2 protein-coding genes (1 of these 2 only partly in view) are annotated in these 22401 nt (G+C 71.3%); both read left to right on the forward strand.

Annotation, left to right across the window (positions count from 1 at the left end; translation table 11 throughout):
• Positions 1 to 19128 (forward strand): non-ribosomal peptide synthase/polyketide synthase, encoded by a 19128-nt coding sequence (locus AC07AZ_RS31000; protein ID WP_478853589.1) that lies wholly within the window; start codon positions 1 to 3, stop codon positions 19126 to 19128.
• A protein-coding gene (locus tag AC07AZ_RS31005; RefSeq protein WP_478853594.1) for an amino acid adenylation domain-containing protein crosses the window boundary here: on the forward strand, positions 19128 to 22401 show its 5' end (the start). It continues 13364 nt past the right edge of the window; the window shows 3274 of its 16638 coding nt (coding positions 1-3274); the start codon lies at positions 19128 to 19130; its stop codon lies beyond the right edge, outside the window. The genes AC07AZ_RS31000 and AC07AZ_RS31005 overlap by 1 nt, the downstream gene beginning before the upstream one ends.

Raw genomic sequence — 22401 nt, forward strand, 5'->3', positions numbered from 1 at the left:
ATGGTTGCGTCGAAAGCGCGGCTCCACGAGCTGATGTCCGGACAGGTGGGCCTCTGGTACGGCGCACAGTTGGCACCCGACGGATCGGTCTACCACGAGGGCGAGTACCTGGAGATCCGGGGCGCCCTGGACCGGGACCTGTTCCTGACAGCGCTCAAGCGTGCGATGGCCGAAGCCGAGGCCTACCGGCTCCGCCTGCGCGTCGAGGACGGCAAGCCCTATCAGTATGTCGACGATTCGCAGGATTGGCCGATCCATGTGGCGGACCTCGGCGACGAACCGGATCCGCTGTCCGCGGCCCGCACGTGGATGGACGCCGACCTGCGGGGCCCGGTCGAGATCGTCGACCGTCCGCTGACCGCGCACGCCCTGTTCCGGCTGGGTCCGGACCACTTCGTCTGGTATCAGCGCGCGCACCACATAGCCGTCGACGGCGCGAGCTTCGCCGTATTCAGCGAGCGGGTCGCCCGGATCTACACCATGTTGCGGAACGGCACGGCCGCGGACCACGGGGCCCTGGCACCGTTGTCCGTACTGCTGGACGCCGACCGCGAGTACAGGGACTCTGCGGATCTGGAGCGTGACCGGCAATACTGGCTCGACGCGCTGGCCGACCTGGAGCCCGACGCCACCGAGACCGGCCACCGAAGTCGGCCGACCGCGCCGGACGTGCACACCGCTGACATCGACGCCGACGCCGTCGACGTGCTCACGTCGGCTGCGCGGCGACTGAAGACCAGCCTCCCCGCACTGATGATCGCGACCGCGGCGCTGTACCGTCACCGCGTCACCGGTGCGCAGGACGTCGTGCTGGGCGTCTCGGTGAACGGCCGAACCGTGCCGGCGCAGTTCGGCATCCCTGGCATGACCGCGAACATCATGCCGGTCCGACTCCGGCTCACCCCTGAGACCTCGGCCGCGGGCCTCGTCAAGCAGGTCTCCTCGGCGGTACTGCGAGGACTGCGCCACCAGCGCTATCAGCACAGGGACATCCTCGCCGACCTGAAACTGGTCGGCGCGGCACCGCTGTGCCCGCTGGTTGTCAACGTGGTCTCCGACCAGCGCCCGCTCCTCTTCGGCGACTGCACCACTGTCCGCACCGCCCTGGCCAGCGGCCCGGCCGACGACCTGCGGATCGACGTCTACCCGGCGCTGGCAGGCGCCGGGCTGCGCGTCGGCGCCGTGACGAACCCTGACCTGCGTACGACCGGAGACGGCGCCAAGGTGTCCGAGCGTTTCCGGCGGGTTCTGGACTGGTTGGCCGGTGCGGCGCCGGACGAGCCGATCGGCCGGGCTCGGCTGATTGGCGAGGACGAGGCGCAGACCCTGCTCCGCGACTGGAACGGCGCGGCGACCGAAATGCCGTCGGCGACACTGCCTGAGCTGTTCGCCGCTCAAGCGGCACGCACTCCGAACGCGACGGCGGTGGTGTTCGAGGGCGCCGAGATCTCCTACGCGGAGCTGGACACCCGGGCGAACCGGCTGGCGTGGGCTCTGAGGGCGCAGGGCGTGCGGCCCGAGTCGGTGATCGGAGTGTGCCTGCCGCGATCGGCGGAGACGGTGGTCGCGCTCCTGGGTGTGCTCAAGGCGGGCGGCGCTTACCTGCCGCTGGATCCGGGCCTGCCCGCCGAGCGTGTCGCGGTCATGGTCGCCGACGCCGGTGCGGCATGGGTGGTGACCTCGCAGGCCTGCGAGGATGCGGTACCGGACGGTGTGGAGCCGGTGGTGCTGGACGAGCCGAGGACAGCCGCGGAACTCATCACGTCGCCGGGCTCTGATCCCGGTGTCCCGGTCGCCGGCGGCCATCCGGCCTACGTGATCTACACCTCCGGTTCGACAGGCCGGCCCAAAGGCGTGGCGGTGTCGCACGCTGGCATCGTGAACCGCCTGTTGTGGATGCAGGACGAGTTCGGTCTGCGTGCCGAGGACCGGGTGCTGCACAAGACGCCGTTCGGGTTCGATGTCTCGGTTTGGGAGCTCTTCTGGCCCCTGGTCACCGGCGCGGCGCTGGTGGTGGCCCGGCCCGGCGGCCACCGCGATCCGGGGTACATGGCCGAGCTCATACTGCGCGAGCGGGTGACGACGGCGCACTTCGTGCCGTCGATGCTGGACGTGTTCCTCGCCGACCCGGCATGCCCGGGCGTCGGTAGCGTGCTGCGTCGGGTGGTCTGCTCGGGCGAGGCGCTGTTCGCCGGCACGCGGGACCAGTTCTTTGCGGCCCTGCCGGGCGTCGGGCTGTCCAATCTGTATGGTCCCACCGAAGTTTCCGTGGACGTCACGGCGCATCGTTGCGACCCGTCGGACGGACCCGTCGTGCCGATCGGCGTGCCTGTCTCCAACACGCGGGTGTTCGTCCTGGACCCGCACCTGCAGCTGTTACCGGACGGCGTCGAAGGGGAGCTGTACCTGGCCGGGGTGCAGTTGGCCCGCGGCTATGTCCAGCGCCCGGACCTGACCGCCGAACGGTTCGTGGCGTGCCCCTTCGTCCCCGGAGAGCGGATGTACCGCACTGGCGACCGGGTCCGCTGGGTGGACGGCCGTCTGGTGTTCCTGGGCCGCGCGGACGAGCAGGTGAAGATCCGCGGCTTCCGGATCGAACCCGCCGAGGTCCGGGCCGCGGTGGCCGCGACGCCGGGCGTCGGCCAGGCCGCAGTCCTCGCGCTCGAGGCCGGCTCCGGGAGCATGCGCCTGGTCGCGTACGTCGTCCCGGACGGCGGCGACAATGCCAACGGCGCGGATCTCGCCGAAGCCGTGCGATCGCGCGCCGCGAAGGGGCTGCCGGAATACATGGTTCCGTCGGCGGTCCTGGTCCTCGACGAACTGCCGGTCATGGCCAACGGCAAGCTGGACCGCAGAGCTTTGCCCGCGCCCGACTTCTCGGCCGCAGCCGGGCTGATCGCGCCATCCACGCCGCGCGAGGAACTGCTGTGCGCGGCTTTCGCCGAGGTGCTCGGCCTCCCGGCGGTCGGCGTCGACGACGACTTCTTCGCCCTGGGCGGGCATTCCCTGCTGGCCGTGCACCTGGCTGGGCGGCTCCGATCGGCGGGGATGTCGGTCGACATGCGGACCCTATTCGAGAGGCCGACGGCGAGGGGCCTGGCGGCCTCGGCCGGCCGGGACCGGGTCGTCGTCCCGCCCAACCTGATCCCGGCGGACGCGACTGCCATCACCCCCGACATGCTCACGCTGACGGAGTTGACCCAGCCGCAGATCGACGCGGTCGTGTCGAGCATCGACGGCGGCGCGGCCGAGATCGCGGACATCTACCCCCTGACACCGCTGCAGGAAGGGATGCTGTTCCACCACCTGCTCGCCGACGACGAGCGTCCCGACGCGTACCTGTCCCAGGCCGTTCTCGTCTTCGAGTCGGGTGAGCGATGGGACGCGTTCGTCGCCGCCTTTCAGCAGGTGGTCGACCGACACGACATCTACCGTACGTCCCTGGCCTGGGAGAATCTGCCACAGCCGGTCCAAGTCGTCCGGTGCCGCGCCCGCCTGCGGCTGACGGAGGTGCCGCTGGCTGCGGACGCGGATCCGGAGGACGCCCTGACAGCGGCGGCGGGAATGGCGATGGACTTTCAGCGCGCACCGCTGCTCGACCTGCACGTCGCCGTGGATCCGGACGGCCTCCGGCGCTGGGCCCTGCTCCGGGTCCACCACGTGATCCTCGACCACCTCGGTCTCGCCGCGGCCCTCGCCGAGGTTCGCGCGATCATGGCCGGAGACTCGTCCGCGCCGGCCGATCCGCTGCCGTTCCGCCAGTTCGTCGCCGAGATCCGGGGCACCGTGGATCCCGCGGCGCACAGTCGGCATTTCGCCGCGCTGCTCGTCGGCGTCGACGAGCCGACGGCGCCGTTCGGCCTGCTGGACGTCCGTGACGAGGGAGCGGCGACGGTCTGGGCCGGGACTCGCGCCGGGGCGGACTTGTCCGATCCCGTGAGGGCGGCCGCGCACCGGTTGGGCGTCAGTCCGGCGGTGCTGTTCCACGTGGCGTGGGCTCGGGTCGTGGCCGTGCTGTCAGGCCGGGATGACGTGGTGTTCGGTACCGTCCTGCTGGGCCGGATGAACACCGGTCTGCAAGCCGCGCGGGTGCCGGGACCATTCCTCAACACCCTGCCGGTGCGGGTCCGCACCGGCGCGCTGTCGGCGCAGCGGGCGATCCTGGACCTGCGCGTCCAACTCGCCGGGCTGATCGATCACGAACACGCCCCGCTGTCGGTGGCCCAGCAGGCCAGCGACGTGCCGGTCGGGATGCCGCTGTTCACCTCGATTCTCAACTACCGCCACAACACGGACGACGGCTTCAAGCCCGAGTCCATGGAGATAGGGATCCCCGGCGTCGAGGTGGCCCGTTTCCGGGAGCGGACGAACTACCCGCTGTCGGTCGTGGTCGACGACAGCGGCGGCGACTTCTCCGTGGCGGTGGACGTGGCGGCTCCTTTCGACGCCGCGATGGTGTGCGGAATGCTGCTCACGGCGCTGCGTAACCTGACGTCGGCGCTGGAGGGCGGGCCGGAGGTGCCGCTGGCCGCGATCGAAGTGCTCGGCGCGGACCGTCGCCGGACCCTGGCCGACTGGGCCGGAGGCGGGGCGGACGGGCTGTCGCTTCCGGCTCCGGAGCTGTTCGCCGCGCAGGTCGCGCTCACGCCGGACGCGCTCGCAGTGGTCTGCGACGGTGTGGAGCTGTCGTACGCGGCACTGGACGCGCGGGTTAACCGTCTGGCCCATCGCCTGATCGGCCTGGGCGTCGGTCCGGAGTCGGTCATCGCGATCGTCCTGCCGCGATCGGTGGACCTCCTGGTCGCCGTCTGGGCGGTCTGGCGGGCCGGCGGGGCGGTGGCCCTGTTGGACGTGGCGCATCCGGTCGAGCGACTGGGTGCCCTGATCGCCGGCTGCCGGGCCTCGGTGGTGCTCGGCCCCGACGAGGTGCTGGACGAGCTGCCCGCCGGCCGGACTGTGACGGTGGCGGTCGAGGACCCGCTCCCCGAGGTCGGCGAGACCGTGCCGTGGGCCGTCGCGCACCCGGGGAGCCTGGCCTACGTGATCTTCACCTCGGGGTCGACGGGCCGACCGAAGGGCGTGGGAGTCTCACATGGCGCGCTGGCGGCCTATGCGGCATGGGCCTTGAGCGAGTACCCCTTGGACCGGGGAGCGCCCCTGCACTCGTCGGCGGCGTTCGACCTGACCGTGACCAGCCTGGTGTTGCCGATGCTGGCCGGCGGTTCGGTGACGGTCTCCGGCGAGGGCGGTGTGTCAGGCCTCGCCGACCTCATCCGGGGCGGTGCCCGCTTCGGCGTGGTGAAGGTGGTTCCGGGCCACCTGCCGATACTCGGGCAGATGGTGGGCGCGGGGCTTCGGGACGCCGCCGCATGTTGGGTCGTCGGTGGCGAGGCACTCCCGCCCGCCGTGGTGGCCGAGCTGCTGGCGGCCTCCCCGGCGTCGGTTGTCGTCAACGAGTACGGTCCCACCGAGGCCACGGTCGGCTGCTGCACGTTCACAGCCGGCTCCGACACCGCGCTGGGCGCCGAGGTGCCGATCGGGCGGCCGAGCCCGGGAACGCAGTTGTTCGTGCTCGACGCCTCCCTGGCGCCGGCGCCGCCTGGCGTCGCCGGTGAGCTGTACATCGCCGGCACGCAGCTGGCTCGAGGATATGTCGGCCGGCCGGGCTTGACCGGTGAGCGGTTCGTGGCGTGCCCGTTCGTCCCGGGCAGGCGGATGTACCGCACCGGCGACCGCGCCCGCTGGATGCCCGACGGACAGCTGGACTTTCTGGGCCGCGCCGACGAGCAGGTGAAGATCCGCGGGTACCGGATCGAGCCCGGCGAGGTCGCGGCGGTGATCGCCACGGGTCCCGGCGTCGCACAGGCGACGGTCGTCGCCCGAGAGGACGCCCCCGCGGACCGGCGCCTGGTCGCCTACGTCGTCCCCGACGATGAGTGTGATCCCGACGCCGTCCGGGAGTTCGCGGCAGAGCGGCTGCCGGAGTACATGGTTCCCGCCGCCGTGGTGGTTCTGGACGCCCTGCCGCTGACCGCGAACGGGAAGCTGGATCGTCGAGCCCTGCCGGCCCCGGAGCTCTCCGCACCGGTCGGCTCGCGCGCCCCGTCGACGCGCCGCGAAGAGCTGATGTGCGCCGCCTTCGCCGAGGTGCTTGGCGTGCCCTCGGTCGGCGTCGACGACGACTTCTTCGCTCTCGGCGGCCACTCGCTGCTCGCCGTGTCGCTCGTCGAGCGGCTGCGAGAGCGCGGCGTTTCGGTGACCGTGCGCGCGCTCCTGCAGGCCCCGACCGTCGCCGGGCTCTCGGTCGCCGTCGGCGCTGAGACCGTCGTCGTGCCCCCGAACCTGATCCCGGCGGACGCCACCCGCGTCACCCCGGACATGCTGCCCCTGGTCGAGCTGACCCAGGAGCAGATCGACGCGATCACCGCAACGGTCGACGGCGGCGCCGCCAACGTCGCGGACATCTACCCGCTCGCACCGCTACAGGAAGGCCTCCTGTTCCACCACCTGTTCGCCGACGACGGACAGACCGACGTCTACGCCCAGCCCATGGTCCTGGAGCTCGACTCCCGCGACCGCCTCGACGCCTTTCTCGCAGCACTGCGACAGGTGGTCGCCCGGCACGACATCTACCGGACGTCGATCTTCTGGCAGGGCCTGCCGGAAGGGGTCCAGGTCGTCTGGCGGAATGTCGAACTGCCGGTCGCCGAGGTCGTCCTGGATTCCGATGCCGATCCCGTCGAGCAGCTGCTGCGCTCGGCCCCACCGGCTCTGGACCTGACCCGCGCTCCGATCATGGACGTCGCCGCAGCGGCCGACCCGGACGGCCAGCGCTGGTGGGCCCTGATCCGTGTCCACCACGTGGTCCTCGACCACTTGGGCATGGAGGCGGCGCTCGCCGAGATCAACGCCCTGCTCTCCGGAGCCGCCGCCGATCAGCTCCCGAGGCCGTTGCCGTTCCGGGAGTTCGTCACCGAGGCCCGCGCCGGCGCCGACGGCGACCGTCACGAGCGCTACTTCGCCGAGGTGCTGTCCGGCGTCGACGGGACGACCGCCCCGTACGGAGTTCTCGACGTCCACAGCGGAGCCGACGCCGCGCAGGAGAGCCTGGATCTGGGACCGGACCTGACCGGTCGGATCGCCGCCGTCGCACGGCGGCTCAAGGCCAGCCCCGCGACCGTGCTGCACGTTGCGTGGGCCCGGCTGCTGGCCGCCGTCTCCGACCGCACCGACGTGGTGTTCGGCACCGTCCTGTTCGGCCGGAGCAGTTCCGGGACCTCGGCCGGCCGCGCGGTCGGGCCCTTCCTCAACACCCTGCCGGTGCGTGTCCGGCTGGACGGGCTCGGCGCGACGGCCGCCGTGGGCGAGGTGCGTTCCCGGCTCGCCGAACTGCTCGATCACGAGCACGCCTCCCTGGCCGCGGTCCAGCAGGCCGCGGGCCTGCCGGGCAACGTCCCGCTGTTCACGGCGATCCTCAACTACCGGCACGCTGACGACGACTCGGCGGTCCCGGGTCTCGGCGACCCCGAGGGGGTCCGGACCGCTTACGCCTGGTCGAGGTCGAACTACCCGCTGACCGTCTCCGTGGACGACCGTGGCGAGACGATCGGGCTGACCGTCGACGGAGTCGCCCCGATCGACCCGGTGGAGGTCGGCCGGCTGTTCCGGGCCACGATCGAAAATCTGGTCGCGGCCCTCGAACAGAGCTGTGACGGCGGTGTGGACGCGCCACTCTCCGCGGTCCGGGTGCTGGACGGCGCTGCACGGCAGGCGCTGCTCGCCGAGGCGGACGGTGCGGCGGCGACGAGGCCGGACGCCACACTCGCCCACCTGTTCGCCGCGCAGGTGGCGCGGACTCCGAACGCTGTGGCAGTGGCCTGCGACGGCGTGGAGCTGACCTACGCCGAACTGGACGAGCGCGCCGACCGGCTGGCACGATGCCTGGCCGCCTGGGGAGCGGGCCCGGAGTCCGTGGTCGGCCTGCTGCTCCCGCGCTCGGCCGAACTCATAGTGGCCATGGTCGCCGTTGTGAAGTCCGGCGCGGCGTATCTGCCGGTCGACCCGTCGTATCCCGCCGATCGGATCGCCTACACGCTGCGCGATTCCGGTGCTGTCGGCGTGCTGACGTCGCGGACGGCTGCGGCTGTCGCGGCGGCGGTGAGTGAGGACGACGTCCCGGTGCTGCTGCTGGAGGACGTCTATGACCAGCTCGCGACGGACACGTTGGCGCAGTGCCTGCCAGACCATCCCGCCTATGTCATCTACACCTCCGGTTCGACCGGCGAGCCCAAGGGCGTCGCGGTGACCCACCGCAGCGCGGTCTCGATGTTCGCCGCCGCCGAGGCGGTCGTGGCGCCGACGGCCGATGACGTGTGGAGCTGCTTCCACTCGTTTGCCTTCGACTTCTCGGTGTGGGAGACCTGGGGTGCGCTGCTGTACGGCGGCCGGGTCGTGGTGGTGCCGTCGGACACGGCCCGTTTCCCCGAGCAGTTCGTGACGCTGCTGGAACGCGAGCGCGTCAGTGTGCTGAGCCAGACGCCGTTGGCGTTCTACCAGCTCATGGACGAGCTGGAGCACCGCCCGGACCAGCTTCCACGGCTGCGGGCCGTGGTCTTCGGCGGCGAGGCCCTGGACCCGGGCCGGCTGGGTCCGTGGTGGTCCCGGTTCGGCGCGACCGGACCGCGATTGATCAACATGTACGGGATCACCGAGACGACCGTCCACGTCACGTTCACCGAGCTCGGCTCCGAGCCGGACTCAGCGGGCAGCGTCATCGGCGTGCCCTTGGCGAACTACCGCGTCTACGTGCTCGACGACAATCTGGAGCCGGTCCCGCACGGTGCCGTGGGCGAGATGTACGTCGGCGGCGCCGGCCTGGCCCGCGGCTACCTCGGGCGGTCGGGACTGAGCGCCTGCCGGTTCGTCGCGGACCCGTTCCGCTGCGGTGAGCGGATGTACCGCACCGGCGATCTCGCGCGGCGGATCAACGACGGCCGACTGGTCTTCCAGGGACGGAGCGACGACCAGGTCAAGATCCGGGGCTTCCGGATAGAGCCCGGCGAGGTGCGCGCGGTGGTCGTCTGCCACCCGGACGTCAGCGACGCGGCGGTCGTCGCCCGGACCGACACCGGCGAGGTGCGGCTCGTCGCCTACGTCGTACCCGTCGGCTCCAGCGGCGAAGGCATCGACGCAGCGGTCCGCGACCACGCGGCCGAACACTTGCCCGGTCATCTGGTGCCCTCGGCGATCGTCGTGCTCGACGTACTGCCGCTGACGCCGAACGGCAAGCTGGATCTCAAAGCACTGCCGGCTCCCCGTCACGAGGCGGTGGCACCCGGACGACGCCCGGCCACGGCGCGCGAACAGCTCCTGTGCGGGGTGTTCGCCAAGGTGCTAGGCGTGCCCTCGGTCAGTGTCGACGACGACTTCTTCGCCTTGGGAGGCCACTCCCTGTCGGCGGTCCGGCTGCTCAGCGCGATCCGCTCCGGGCTCGGCGTCCACATCCGCATCAGGACCCTGTTCGAGCACCCGACGGTCGCCGGGCTGGCGGCCGTTCTGTCCGGTGCCGACATCGGCGCCGCCAGGCCCGCGCTGGTGGCCCGACCGCATCCGGAGCGGACCCCGCTGTCCTTCGAGCAGCGCCGCCTCTGGTTCCTGAGCCAGATGGACGGCCCGACTCCCACCTACAACATCCCCATGCTGCTGCGGCTGTCCGGACCGCTGGACCGCGCCGCGCTGCGGGCCGCGCTCGGCGACGTCCTCCAACGCCACGAAGTGCTGCGGACTGTCCTCGCCGTGGCGGACGGCGAGCCCTGGCAACACGTCCTGGACCTCAATGACGCCCAGTGGGAACCAGAGGTCGTCGAGATCACCGAGGCGCTGCTGCCGGAAGCCGTCTCCGGCCAGGCGCGCCGCCCCTTCGACCTGTCGACCGACCTACCGGTGCGAGCCCACCTCTTCGCGCTCGGCGCGGAGGAACACGTCCTCATGGCGGTCGTCCACCACATCGCTTCCGACGGCTTGTCCACCGGACCTCTGGCCCGGGACCTTGCAGACGCCTACGCCGCTCGCCGCCAGGGTCGTGCCCCTGATTGGTCCCCACTGCCGGTGCAGTACGCGGACTACGCCTTGTGGCAGCGCGAGATGCTCGGGTCCGAAGACGAACCCGACAGTCTGATCTCCCAGCAGGTCGCCTACTGGCGTGCCGCCCTGGCCGGTGCGCCGACCGAACTCGTACTGCCGACCGATCGTCCGCGCCCGGCGAACGCTTCCCACCACGGCCACAGCGCGCCGTTCCAGGTGTCGGCCGATCTCCACGCCCGGCTGGCGGCGACAGCACGGGACCGGCATGCCACAGTGTTCATGGTGGTGCAGACCGCCCTGGCGGTGCTGCTGTCCCGGCTGGGCGCCGGCACCGACATCCCCATCGGGTCGGCGGTCGCCGGCCGCGCGGACGCCGCCCTGGACGACCTTGTCGGCTGTTTCATCAACACTCTGGTGCTGCGCACCGACCTGTCCGGGGACCCGACCATGGCCGAGGTGCTGGACCGGGTCCGGGCGACGACGCTGGCCGGCCTGGACTACCAGGACGTGCCGTTCGAGCGCCTCGTCGAGGAACTGGCGCCGGAGCGGTCGCCGGGCCGGCACCCGCTGTTTCAGATCATCCTCACCATGCAGGACGCCGGTGCGGACCCGGCACTGCCGGGCCTGGCCGCCGGTGTGGAGGCGGCCGGCCGGCCCGCAGTCAAGTTCGACCTCGACGTCCTGCTCACCGAGACCTTCGACGACGGCGGTGCCCCTGCGGGACTGCGCGGCGTGATCACCGCCGCCTCCGACCTGTTCGACCAAGCGTTCGCCGACCAGTTCGCGAGCCGCCTGACACGGGTTCTCGACACGGTGACGGCGGCCCCGGACACGCGCCTGCGAGAGGTGGACGTCCTCGACGACGCCGAGCGCCGCAGGGTCCTGAGCGAATGGAGCGGTACGGCACCGTCGGAGACACCTCCCACGTTCCCCGAGATCTTCGCCGCACAGGTGGCCCGGACACCCGACGCGCTCGCCGTGGTGAGTTCCGAAGGCCGGCTGACGTACGCGGGCCTCGACGAGCAGGCCGGTCGACTGGCTCATCACCTGCGCGGACTCGGTGTCGGCCCGGACAGTGTGGTGGGCCTGTGCCTTCCGCGCGGCCCGCAGACGGTGGTCGGGATCCTCGCCGTCTGGAAAGCAGGGGCCGCCTATCTGCCCATCGACGCCGGTCTTCCGGCTGAGCGCATCGCGTTCATGCTCTCCGACAGCCGTGCGTCGATTCTGGTCGGCACCACCGAACTCGTGGACGAGCTGCCGGTCGGTCGGATGCTGAGCGTCGCTGTCGACGATCCGGCCACGGCCGCGATGCTCGCCGCGGGTCCCATGGCTGCAGGACTGCCGCGGTCGTGGCGCGACAACCTGGCTTACGTGATCTACACGTCGGGTTCGACGGGGCGTCCGAAGGGTGTGGGGGTCACTCAGGCCGGGTTGGCAAGTTATCTGGGCTCGATGCCGAATCGGTTGGCGTTTGCTGGGTGTGGCGGCCGGTATGCGCTGTTGCAGGCACAGGCTACCGATTTGGGGAACACGGTGGTGTTCGCGGCGTTGGCGGCCGGCGGTGAGTTGCACGTATTGGATGAGGAGGCGGTGACGGATCCGGGGGCTGTGGCCGCGTATCTCGCCGAGCACGGAATCGATTTCTTGAAGATCGTCCCGTCGCACCTGGCAGCGTTGTCGAGCGCCGACGGCGTGGAGCCGTTGCTTCCGGCGCGGGCGCTGGTACTGGGCGGCGAAGCGACCTCTCCGGCGCTGGCCGGACAGCTGCTCGCGGCGGCCGGCGACCGTGCGATGGTCAACCACTACGGGCCGACGGAGGCCACGATCGGTGTGCTGGCCGGGCCGTTCGACGCGCACGACGTGGCCACGGGACGGGTCCCGGCAGGGACGGCCGTGGCCGGAACGAGGGTGTTCGTGCTGGATGCGGGGCTGCGTCCGGTTCCGCCCGGGGTCGCGGGCGAGTTGTACGTCGCCGGTGTCCAGCTGGCGCGCGGCTACATGGGTCGCAGTGCTCTGACCGGCGGGCGGTTCGTGGCCTGCCCGTTCGCCACTGGTGAGCGGATGTATCGGACCGGGGACCTGGCGCGGTGGCTGGGTGACGGTCGAATACAGATCCTTGGCCGGGCGGACGATCAGGTGAAGGTCCGCGGCTTCCGGGTCGAGCCCGGCGAGGTCGCGGCGGTGCTCGCCACGTGCCCGGGGGTGTCCCAGGCTGCCGTGGTTGCCGACGACGGCAGCTTGACCGCCTACGTGGTCCCCGCCGACATCGCCGACGCCGACTCCCTGGCCGCGTCGGTGAGGGCATTCGCCGGACAGCGTCTGCCGGAGTACATGGTGCCGTCGGCAGTGGCGGCGCTGGACGCCCTCCCGCTGACCGCGAACGGCAAACTCGACCGCAGAGCACTGCCGGCTCTCGACCGCGCCGTCTCCCGCTCGCGGGTGCCGTCGACGCTCCGCGAGGAGCTGCTGTGCCAGGTCTTCGCTGAAGCGGTCGGCCGGGACTCGGTCGGGGTCGACGACGACTTCTTCGCCCTGGGCGGCCACTCGCTGCTCGCGGTGCGCCTGGTCTCGCGGATCCGGGTCGTGCTCGGCATCGAGGTCACGGTCCGCACTCTGTTCGACTACCCGACGGTGGCCACACTGGCAGCCCGTCTGGAGCAGGCCGGCCCGGCCCGCGTGGCGTTGACGGCGCGCGCGCTCCCGGAGCGGGTGCCGCTGTCGTTCGCGCAGCGACGGCTGTGGTTCCTGACCCAGTTGGACGGCCCTGGTCCGACCTACAACATCCCGATGGTCAGCCGGCTGTCGGGAGACCTGGACCGCGACGCGCTGGCAGCCGCTTTCGGCGACGTCCTGGAGCGGCACGAGGTCCTGCGCACGGTGTTCCAGGTCGTCGACGGCGAGCCGTGCCAGCGGGTGCTGGCGTCGGCCGAGGCCGAACGGATCCTCGAGGTCGTCGAGGCCTCGTCGGCCACGGTGGAGCTGGGCGTCGAAGCGGTGGCCGCCCATCCGTTCGACGTCTCGTCCGAAGTGCCGGTGCGCGCGGTGCTGTTCGCACTCGGCGACGACGAGTACGTGCTGGCGGTCGTGCTCCACCACATCGCCTCGGACGGTTGGTCGGCGGCGGTCCTGACCCGGGACTTCAGCGAGGCCTACGCGGCGCGCTGTCGGGGCGAGGCTCCGACCTGGGAGCAGTTGCCTGTGCAGTACGCGGACTTCGCGGTGTGGCAGCGGGAGTTGCTGGGCTCGGACGACGACCCGGACAGCTTGGTGTCCCGGCAGGTGGACTATTGGCGCCAGGCGCTGGCCGGCTCTCCGGTGGAGCTGCCGCTGCCGGTCGACCGGCAGCGGCAGCCGATGCCCTCACAGCGGGGGCACTCGTCGGCTTTCGAAGTCTCTGCCGATGTGCATGCCAGCCTGGCGGATCTCGCTCGATCGCGGGGCGTGACGTCGTTCATGGTGCTGCAGACCGCTCTGGCGGTCCTGCTGTCCCGGCTCGGCGCCGGCACCGACATCCCGATCGGCGTCGCCACGGCCGGGCGCGTGGACGCCGCGCTGGACGACCTGGTCGGGTTCTTCATCAACACCTTGGTGCTGCGTACCGACCTGTCCGGGGACCCCACGCTGACCGAGGTGCTGGACCGCGTGCGGGACACGGCGCTGGCCGGGTTCGACCACCAGGACGTGCCGTTCGAGCGCCTCGTCGAGGAACTGGCGCCGGAGCGCTCCCTGTCCCGGCACCCGCTGTTCCAGGTGATGCTGACGCTGCAGAACAGCGCCCAGAACGGCTTGCGGCTGCCGGGCGCGCGGGCCCAAGCCGTCCGATACGCGGCGGCGAAGTTCGACCTGGACGTGACGGTGGAGGAGGCGTTCGACGCCGACGGCCGTCCGGCGGGGCTGCGCGGCGGGGTGATCGGCGAGGCCGATCTCTTCGAGCCGGGCACGGTGGGGCAGCTGGCGGAACGGTTCGTGCGCGTGCTCGAGGGCATGGCGCAGGACACCTCGACGCGGGTCAGCGCCGTGGAACTGCTCGCGGACTCCGAGCTCGAACGGATCCTGGTCGACTGGAACGCCACCGACGCCGACGTGCCCGCGGCCACCGTGCCGGAGCTGTTCGCGGCGCAGGCGGCCCGGCGGCCGGAGGCGGTCGCGGTCACGGCCGGCGGTCAGGAGCTGACGTACGCGCAGCTCGATGCCCGCTCGAACCGTCTGGCCAGGTTCCTGATCAGTCTGGGTGTCGGCCCCGACCGGACGGTCGCATTGTGCCTGCCGCGCGGCCTGGATCTGGTGGTGGCGCTGCTGGCGGTGCTCAAGTGCGGTGGCGCGTACACCGTGATCGACCCGGCGTACCGGTCGCAGCGCGTGGCCCTCGTGCTGGCCGACGTGGCGCCGGTGGTGGTGCTGGCCGCGCAGGACTGCGTCGATGTCCTGCCGTCGGACGCGCCGACGCTGCTGTTGGACGGAGTGGACGTCTCGCGGTTCGCGGCGGATCCGGTCACGGACGTGGACCGGTTGGACGCTCTGCTTCCGGCCCACACCGCCTACATCGTGTACACCTCGGGCTCGACCGGACAGCCGGTGGGCGTCGCGGTGTCGCACACCGGCATTGCGTCCTTGGCGGCCGGCCACGCCGATCTGGTAGGTGTCTCTGGCGCAGACCGGGTGGCCCAGTTCGCCTCGGCGGGGTTCGACACCTTCGGCTGGGAGTGGGTCATGGCCCTCCTGCAGGGGGCCGCGTTGGTCGTGGTCCCGGACGAGGCTCGTCTGGGCCCTCCGCTGGCGCGCTTCCTGACGGAACAGGCGATCTCCGTGGCGACCCTTCCGCCCGCCGTCCTGAGTTCGGTCGACGCGGCGACGGTGGCGAACACCGTCCGGGTGATCGCGGCCGGGGAGGCGCTGACGACGAAGGTAATGGCCTCCTGGTCCACGGACCGGGTGATGTTCAACTCCTACGGCCCTTCAGAGACGACGGTGGACGCCACGCTGTGGCGCTGCGATCCGTCGAGCGCCCGGGTGCTGATCGGCGGCCCGGTGGCGAACACGGCAGTGTTCGTACTCGACGACGCCTTGCGCCCGACGCCTCCGGGATCGGTCGGAGAGCTCTATCTGTCCGGTATCGGGCTGGCCAGGGGCTATCTCCGGCAGGCTGGCCTGACCGCGGAGCGGTTCGTGGCCAACCCGTTCGCCGGGTTCGGCCGGCGCATGTACCGCACCGGCGATCTGGTCCGGTGGACCCACGAGGGGTCGATGGAGTTCGTCGGACGGGCCGACGACCAAGTCAAGATCCGGGGAATCCGCGTCGAACCCGGCGAGGTGCGGGCGGTGGTGTCCGCGCATCCCGCGGTCGACCAGGCTGCGGTGATCGTCCGGGAGGACACGCCGGGCGACAAGCGCCTGGTCGCCTATGTGGTCCCGGACGGCGACTGCGATCCGGCCGCGGTACGCGCGTTCGCCGCGGAACGACTGCCGGAATACATGGTGCCGTCGGTCCTGGTACTGCTGGATGCGATCCCGCTGACGGTGAACCGGAAACTGGACCGCCGCGCGCTGCCCGTCCCCGAGTACTCGGCTTCGGCCGGATCGAGAGGGCCGGCCACCCTGCACGAGGAGCTGTTGTGCCGGGCGTTCGCCGACGTGATCGGTCTGGATGCAGTCGGCGTCGATGACAACTTCTTCGCCCTGGGCGGCCACTCGCTGCTGGCAGTGCGGCTCATATCCCGCATCCGGGCCGTCCTGGGCGTTGAAGTCAGTCTCAGGACCGTGTTCCAGAACCCGACGGTCTCGGCACTCGCCGGTCAGTTGGGACAGTCGGGTACCGCGCGGACGGCGTTGACGGCGCTGGATCGTCCGTCGCGGGTGCCGTTGTCGTTCGCGCAGGGCCGCCTCTGGTTCCTTGGGCAGCTGGAAGGCCCGACCTCGACGTACAACATCCCGGTGGCCTTGCGCATGTCCGGGCGGATCGACCCGGAGGCGCTGGGCGCCGCGCTGCGGGACGTCATCGGCCGTCACGAAGTCCTGCGGACCATGTTCCCCGTCGTCGACGACGAGCCTTCCCAGCTGATCCTTGCGGCCGACAGCGTCGACTGGCGGCTGACCACCACAGTGTTCGACGAAGCCGACCAGCTGGAAGCCGCAGTCGCCCGGGCCGGTGCCGAGCCGTTCGACCTGGCGGTCGACCTGCCGATTCGGGCATCGCTGCTCACCTCCGGCGACGACCACGTCTTGGTGGTGGTGCTGCACCACATCGCCTCCGACGGCTGGTCCGCGGCCGTTCTGGTTCGGGACGTGTCGGTGGCGTACGCCGCCCGGGTCGCCGGGAAGGTCCCGCAGTGGGGTGATCTGCCGGTGCAGTACGCGGACTTCGCGCTGTGGCAGCGGGATGTGCTGGGTTCGCCGTACGACCCGGAAAGCGTCCTGTCGCGGCAGTTGAGGCATTGGCGTGAGGCGCTCGCCGGCCTGCCGCAGGAACTGGAGCTCCCTGTCGACCGGGCACGTCCGGCGGTGACGTCGAATCGCGGTGGCGACGTCGAGCTGGCGATCCCGGCGGACCTGCACGCCCGACTGGCGCTGCTCGCCCGGCAGCAGGGCGTGACGATGTTCATGGTGCTGCACGCGGCGCTGGCGGTGCTGCTCTGCAAGCTGGGGGCCGGCACCGACATCCCGGTCGGCTCCCCGGTCGCCGGACGCACCGATGAGGCGCTGGACGATCTGGTCGGGTTCTTCGTCAACACCCTGGTGCTGCGTACCGACCTGTCCGGCGACCCCGACTTCCTGGAGGTGCTGGCGCGGGTGCGGGAAGCCGGGCTGTCCGCGCTCGAGCACCAGGACGTGCCGTTCGAGCAGCTCGTGGAGGACCTGGCGCCGGAGCGCTCGCTGGCCCGGCACCCTCTGTTCCAGGTCATGCTGACCGTGCAGAACACCACCGAGGCCAGACTCGATCTGGTCGGCATGACCACCGACGTCGTGATCCGGGACGCCGGGACGGCGAAGTTCGATCTGGCGCTGACGGTGACGGAGACCATCGACGAGTCGGGCGCTGCGGCCGGTCTGCACGGAGCCGTGACGTACTCGGCCGACCTCTTCGACGTCGAGACGGCACATGCTCTGACGCGCCGGTTCGTGGCTGTGCTGGATGCGATGGTCTCCGATCCCGCACAGCGCATCGGCGCTCTGACGATTCTGGAGCCCGCCGAACGGCACAGAGTCCTGACCGAGTGGAACGACACGGGTGCCGGGTCGTCGGAGCCGGTGCCGGAGCTCTTCGCGGCGCAGGCGGCTCGGACGCCGGACGCGGTTGCCGTCGTGTGCGACGGTCTGCGGCTGACGTATGCCCAGGTGGACGAGCGCTCGGCGCGGCTGGCGCACCGGTTGCGGGCGTTGGGCGTCGGTCCGGAGACGACGGTGGCGACGGCCCTGCCGCGCGGCGTGGACCTGATCGTGACCGTGTGGGCGATCTGGCGGGCCGGCGGGGCAGTGGTGCCGCTGGACGTCGAGCATCCGGTCGAACGGCTCAGCACTCTCATCGCGGACTGCCGGGCCTCGGTCCTGGTGGGCGTCTCCGAGGTCTTGGACGAACTGCCGACCGGCCGCGTGGTCACCGTCGCGCTGGACGATCCGGCGACGGCCCGCGCGGTGGCGGCGTGTCCGGACCGGGCACCGGCGCTGGCGGCGGATGCGAGGGGGCTGGCCTACGTGATCTTCACCTCGGGATCGACGGGCCAGCCGAAGGGCGTGGGGGTTTCGCACGGGGCTCTGGCGGCCTACGCGGGCTGGGCGGTGCGCGAGTACCCGTTGGCCGGCGGAACCGTGCTGCACTCCTCGGTCGCGTTCGACCTGACACTGACCAGCCTGGTACTGCCGTTGCTGGTCGGAGGCGCGATCACGATCTCGGTCGAAGGCGGCGTGCAGGGCTTGGCCGACACGGTCTCTGCGGGCGGCCGGTTCGCAATGGCGAAGGTGGTACCCGGACACCTGCCGGTGGTCGGCCGGATGCTGAGCGCCGCCGAGCTGGAATCCGCCGCCCGATGCTGGGTCGTCGGAGGGGAGGCACTGCCTCCGGCCACGGTCGCCGATCTGCTGGCCGCCGTACCGGATGCCGCGCTCGTGAACGAGTACGGCCCCACCGAGGCCACCGTCGGTTGCTGCACCTTCACGGTGAACGCGGCGATGACTGTGCCGGCCACGGCGGTACCGATCGGCCGCCCGACCCCCGGAACCCGGCTGTACGTGCTCGACGACCGGCTCTCCCCGGTACCGCCGGGCGTTGCCGGGGAGCTGTACATCGCCGGAGCCCAGCTCGCCCGCGGCTACGTCGGCCGTCCCGGTCCGACCGGTGAGCGGTTCGTCGCGAATCCGTTCGCCGCCGGGGAGCGGATGTACCGCACCGGCGACCGGGCCCGCCGACGCCTGGACGGGCAGTTGATGTTCCTGGGCCGCGCCGACGAGCAGGTGAAGATCCGCGGGTTCCGCATCGAGCCCGGTGAGATCACCTCGGTCCTCGCGGCGCAGCCCGGTGTCGGTCAAGCGGCGGTCATCGCACGCGAAGATGTCCCGGGGGACAAACGCCTGGTCGCCTACGTGGTCGCCGACGCGCCCGGCGACCCCGCTGCCCTGACCGCCTCGGTCAGGGCCTACGCAGCGCAACGCCTGCCCGACCACCTGGTCCCCACGGCCGTTGTACTGCTCGACGCCCTGCCGACGACCGCGAACGGCAAACTCGACCGCAATGCCCTGCCGGCCCCCGAGGCGACGGTGCCCACCACCTCGCGTGGGCCGTCCAACGAGCGCGAAGCACGAATCTGCCAAGCCTTCGCCGAAGTCCTCGGCCTGTCCTCGGTCGGCGTCGACGACGACTTCTTCGCCCTCGGCGGCCACTCGCTACTCGCCCTGCGCCTGGCCGCCCGGATCCGCGATGCCGCCGGCGTCGACTTCGGAATCCGAACTCTGTTCCAGAACCCCACGGCGGCCGCACTCGCTGCTCTCATCGATTCTCAGAAGCCGGCGAGACCGGCGCTACGGCCCATGCGCCGGCAGGAGGAGTCGTCCTGATGATCCCGTTGTCTTTCGCCCAGCGTCGTCTGTGGTTCCTGAACCAGTTGGAAGGGCCGAGCCCGACCTACAACATTCCCGTGCTCGTCAGGCTGACCGGGGAAGTGGACCGCGACGCGCTGACGGCCGCTTTCGGCGACGTCCTGGAGCGGCACGAGGTCCTGCGCACCGTGTTCGACGTCGTCGACGGCGAGCCGTACCAGCGGATCCTCGACCCGTCCGAGGTCGGCCGCGGCCTGGAGACCGCCGACGTCCACCGAACGGAACTGGCGGCGGCCGTCGAGGCGGTGGCCGCGCACGGCTTCGACCTCTCCGCCGAGACACCGGTGCGCGCAGTGCTGTTCTCGTGCGGCCCGGACGATCACGTGCTGGCGGTGGTGGTGCATCACGTCGCTTCCGACGGCTGGTCCTCCGGGATCCTGGCCCGGGATTTCGGCCAGGCCTACTCGGCGCGTCGGCAGGGCGGGAAGCCCGACTGGGAACCGCTGCCGGTGCAGTACGCCGACTTCGCGTTGTGGCAGCGGGAGGTACTGGGCTCGGAGGACGACCCGGACAGTGTCCTCTCAGAGCAGATGGGCTACTGGCGCCAGGAGCTGGCCGGGATCCCGACCGAACTGGACCTTCCTTTCGACCGGCCGCGTCCGACGGTGGCCTCGTACGAGGGGCACCGTGTCGAGTTCGCCGTCCCCGCCGACCTGCACGCCGGTCTCGCGGAACTCGCGCGGGCCCGAGGCGTGACACCGTTCACCGTGCTGCAGACCGCGCTGGCGATGCTGCTCGGCAAACTCGGCGCCGGCACCGACATTGTCATCGGCTCACCGGTCGCCGGCCGGATCGACGAGCGACTCGACGACCTGGTCGGGTTCTTCGTCAACACCCTGGTGCTGCGGACCGACCTGTCCGGCGACCCGACCGTGGCCGAACTGCTGGACCGGGTCTGGAACGGCAGCCTGGCCGGCTTGGACCACCAGGACGTGCCGTTCGAGCGTCTGGTGGAGGAGCTGGCCCCGGAGCGTTCGCTGTCCCGGCACCCGCTGTTCCAGGTGATGCTGAACGTCCAGCAGCCAGACGGTCCCGGGCTCGAGCTGGAGGGCGCCCGAGTGGCGGCTTTCTCCTCCGCCGCGACGTTCGACCAGGCTGCGAAGTTCGACCTGGAGTTCTCGGTGCACGAGACGTTCGCCCACGATGGCAGCCCGGCCGGGCTGCGCGGTGCGGTGATCGGCGCGGCCGACATGTTCGATCGCGAGACAGTGGTCTGGTTCGCGCGACGCTTCGTGCGAGTGGTGGAACAGACGGTCGGCGACGCCTCGTCGCGGCTCAGCAGCGTGACAGTGCTGCATGAGTCCGAGCGTCGCCGGATGACGCTCGACTGGAACGACACCGCGGTTGAGACCCCGGCCTGGACGCTGCCGGAGATGTTCGCCGCACAGGCGGCGCGGACCCCGGACGCACCGGCGGTGATATTTGAAGGCGCTGAGACGTCCTACGCGGAGCTGGATGCCCGCGCGAACCGTTTGGCGCGGCTGCTGATGGCCCGTGGCGTGGGACCGGAGTCCGTGGTGGGCGTCTGCCTCCAGCGCGGCGCCGACCTGCTGGTGGCGGTGCTGGGTGTGCTCAAGGCCGGCGGCGCCTATCTGCCGCTGGATCCCGAGAACCCGGCCGACCGTCTGGCGGTGATGGTGTCCGCCGCCGCCGCGGGGTGGGTTGTCACCTCGGCCGCATGGGCGGACTCTGTGTCGGCCGGCGTGGATTGCGTCGTGATGGACGACGCCACGGCGCAGTCGGAACTGGCCGCGCTGCCGGCCTCGGCACCAGCCGTGGCGGTGATCGGGGCGAATCCGGCGTATGTGATGTTCACGTCCGGCTCCACGGGCCGGCCCAAGGGCGTGGTGGTACCGCATGCCGGGATCGTGAACCGGCTGGAGTGGATGCGGAGCGGATACGCCCTCGGAGCCGGCGACAGGGTGCTGCACAAGACCCCGTTCGCCTTCGACGTGTCGGTGTGGGAGCTGTTCTGGCCCCTGACGGTCGGCGCAGCGCTGGTCGTGGCACGGCCCGGCGGGCACCGCGACCCGGCTTACCTGACCGACCTCATGGCGTCCGAGCGGGTGTCAGTCGCCCACTTCGTGCCGTCGATGCTCGAGGTGTTCCTGGCCGATCCGGGTGCAGTGGCAGCCGGTCGGACCTTGCGGCGCGTGGTGTGCTCGGGCGAGGCACTGCCGGGCAGTTTGCGAGACCGGTTCTTCGAGCTGCTGCCGGCCACCGCGCTCGACAACCTGTACGGGCCGACCGAGGCGTCGGTGGAAGTCACGGCTCGACGATGCGACCCGGCCGACACCGGCGCGGTTCCCATCGGCGCACCGGTCGCCAACACGCGGGTGTACGTGCTCGACAGGCATCTGCGACCGGTGCCGCCCGGCGTCGCTGGCGAGCTGTACCTGGCCGGCGTGCAGCTGGCACGCGGCTATGCGAGTCGGCCCGCGCTGACCGGCGAGCGCTTCGTCGCATGTCCGTTCGCTTCCGGGGAGCGGATGTACCGCACCGGGGACCGGGTGCGATGGCTGCCCGACGGGCAGGTCGAGTTCCTCGGCCGCGCCGACGAGCAGGTGAAGATCCGCGGGTTCCGGATCGAGCCCGGTGAGGTGCAGGCCGTGGTGGCCGCCATGACGGGCGTCGAACAGGCTGCGGTCGTCGCGCGCGACGACGCGCCCGGCGGCCTGCGTCTCGTCGCCTATGTCGTGGCAGTCGACGGCGCCTGCGATCCCGCCGCCGTCCAGGCCTTCGCCGCGAAGCGGCTGCCGGAGTACATGGTTCCGTCGGCGGTGGTGGTGCTCGACGAGCTGCCGTTGACCCGCAACGGGAAGCTGGACCGGCAGGCCCTCCCAGCGCCGGCCCACTCGGCCTCGGCCGGCTCGCGGCCGCCTTCCACGCGCCGCGAGGAGCTGCTCTGCCGGGCGTTCGCCGACGTCCTCGGCCTGGACTCGGTGGGCATCGACGACGACTTCTTCGCGCTCGGCGGCCACTCCCTGCTCGCCGTGCGCCTGGCCGTTCGTATTCGCGCCGGCCTCGGCGTCGATATCGGCATCAGGGCCCTGTTCGAGGCTCCGACGGTCTCGGCACTGATCGCCCACTTGCCACAGGAGGGCGACGTCAGGGCGGCGCTGACGAGGCAGGAGCGTCCTGACCGGATCCCGCTGTCGCCGGCGCAGCGCCGACTGTGGTTCATCGGCCAGGCCGAGGGAACCGACGCGGCCTACAACATCCCGACGGTCA

Source organism: Streptomyces sp. NPDC043878 (assembly GCF_056435735.1).

What these genes read in the sequence shown, in the direction of transcription:
- AC07AZ_RS31000 (WP_478853589.1), top strand. Translation starts at nt 1, where the DNA reads ATGGTTGCGTCGAAAGCGCGGCTCCACGAGCTGATGTCCGGACAGGTG.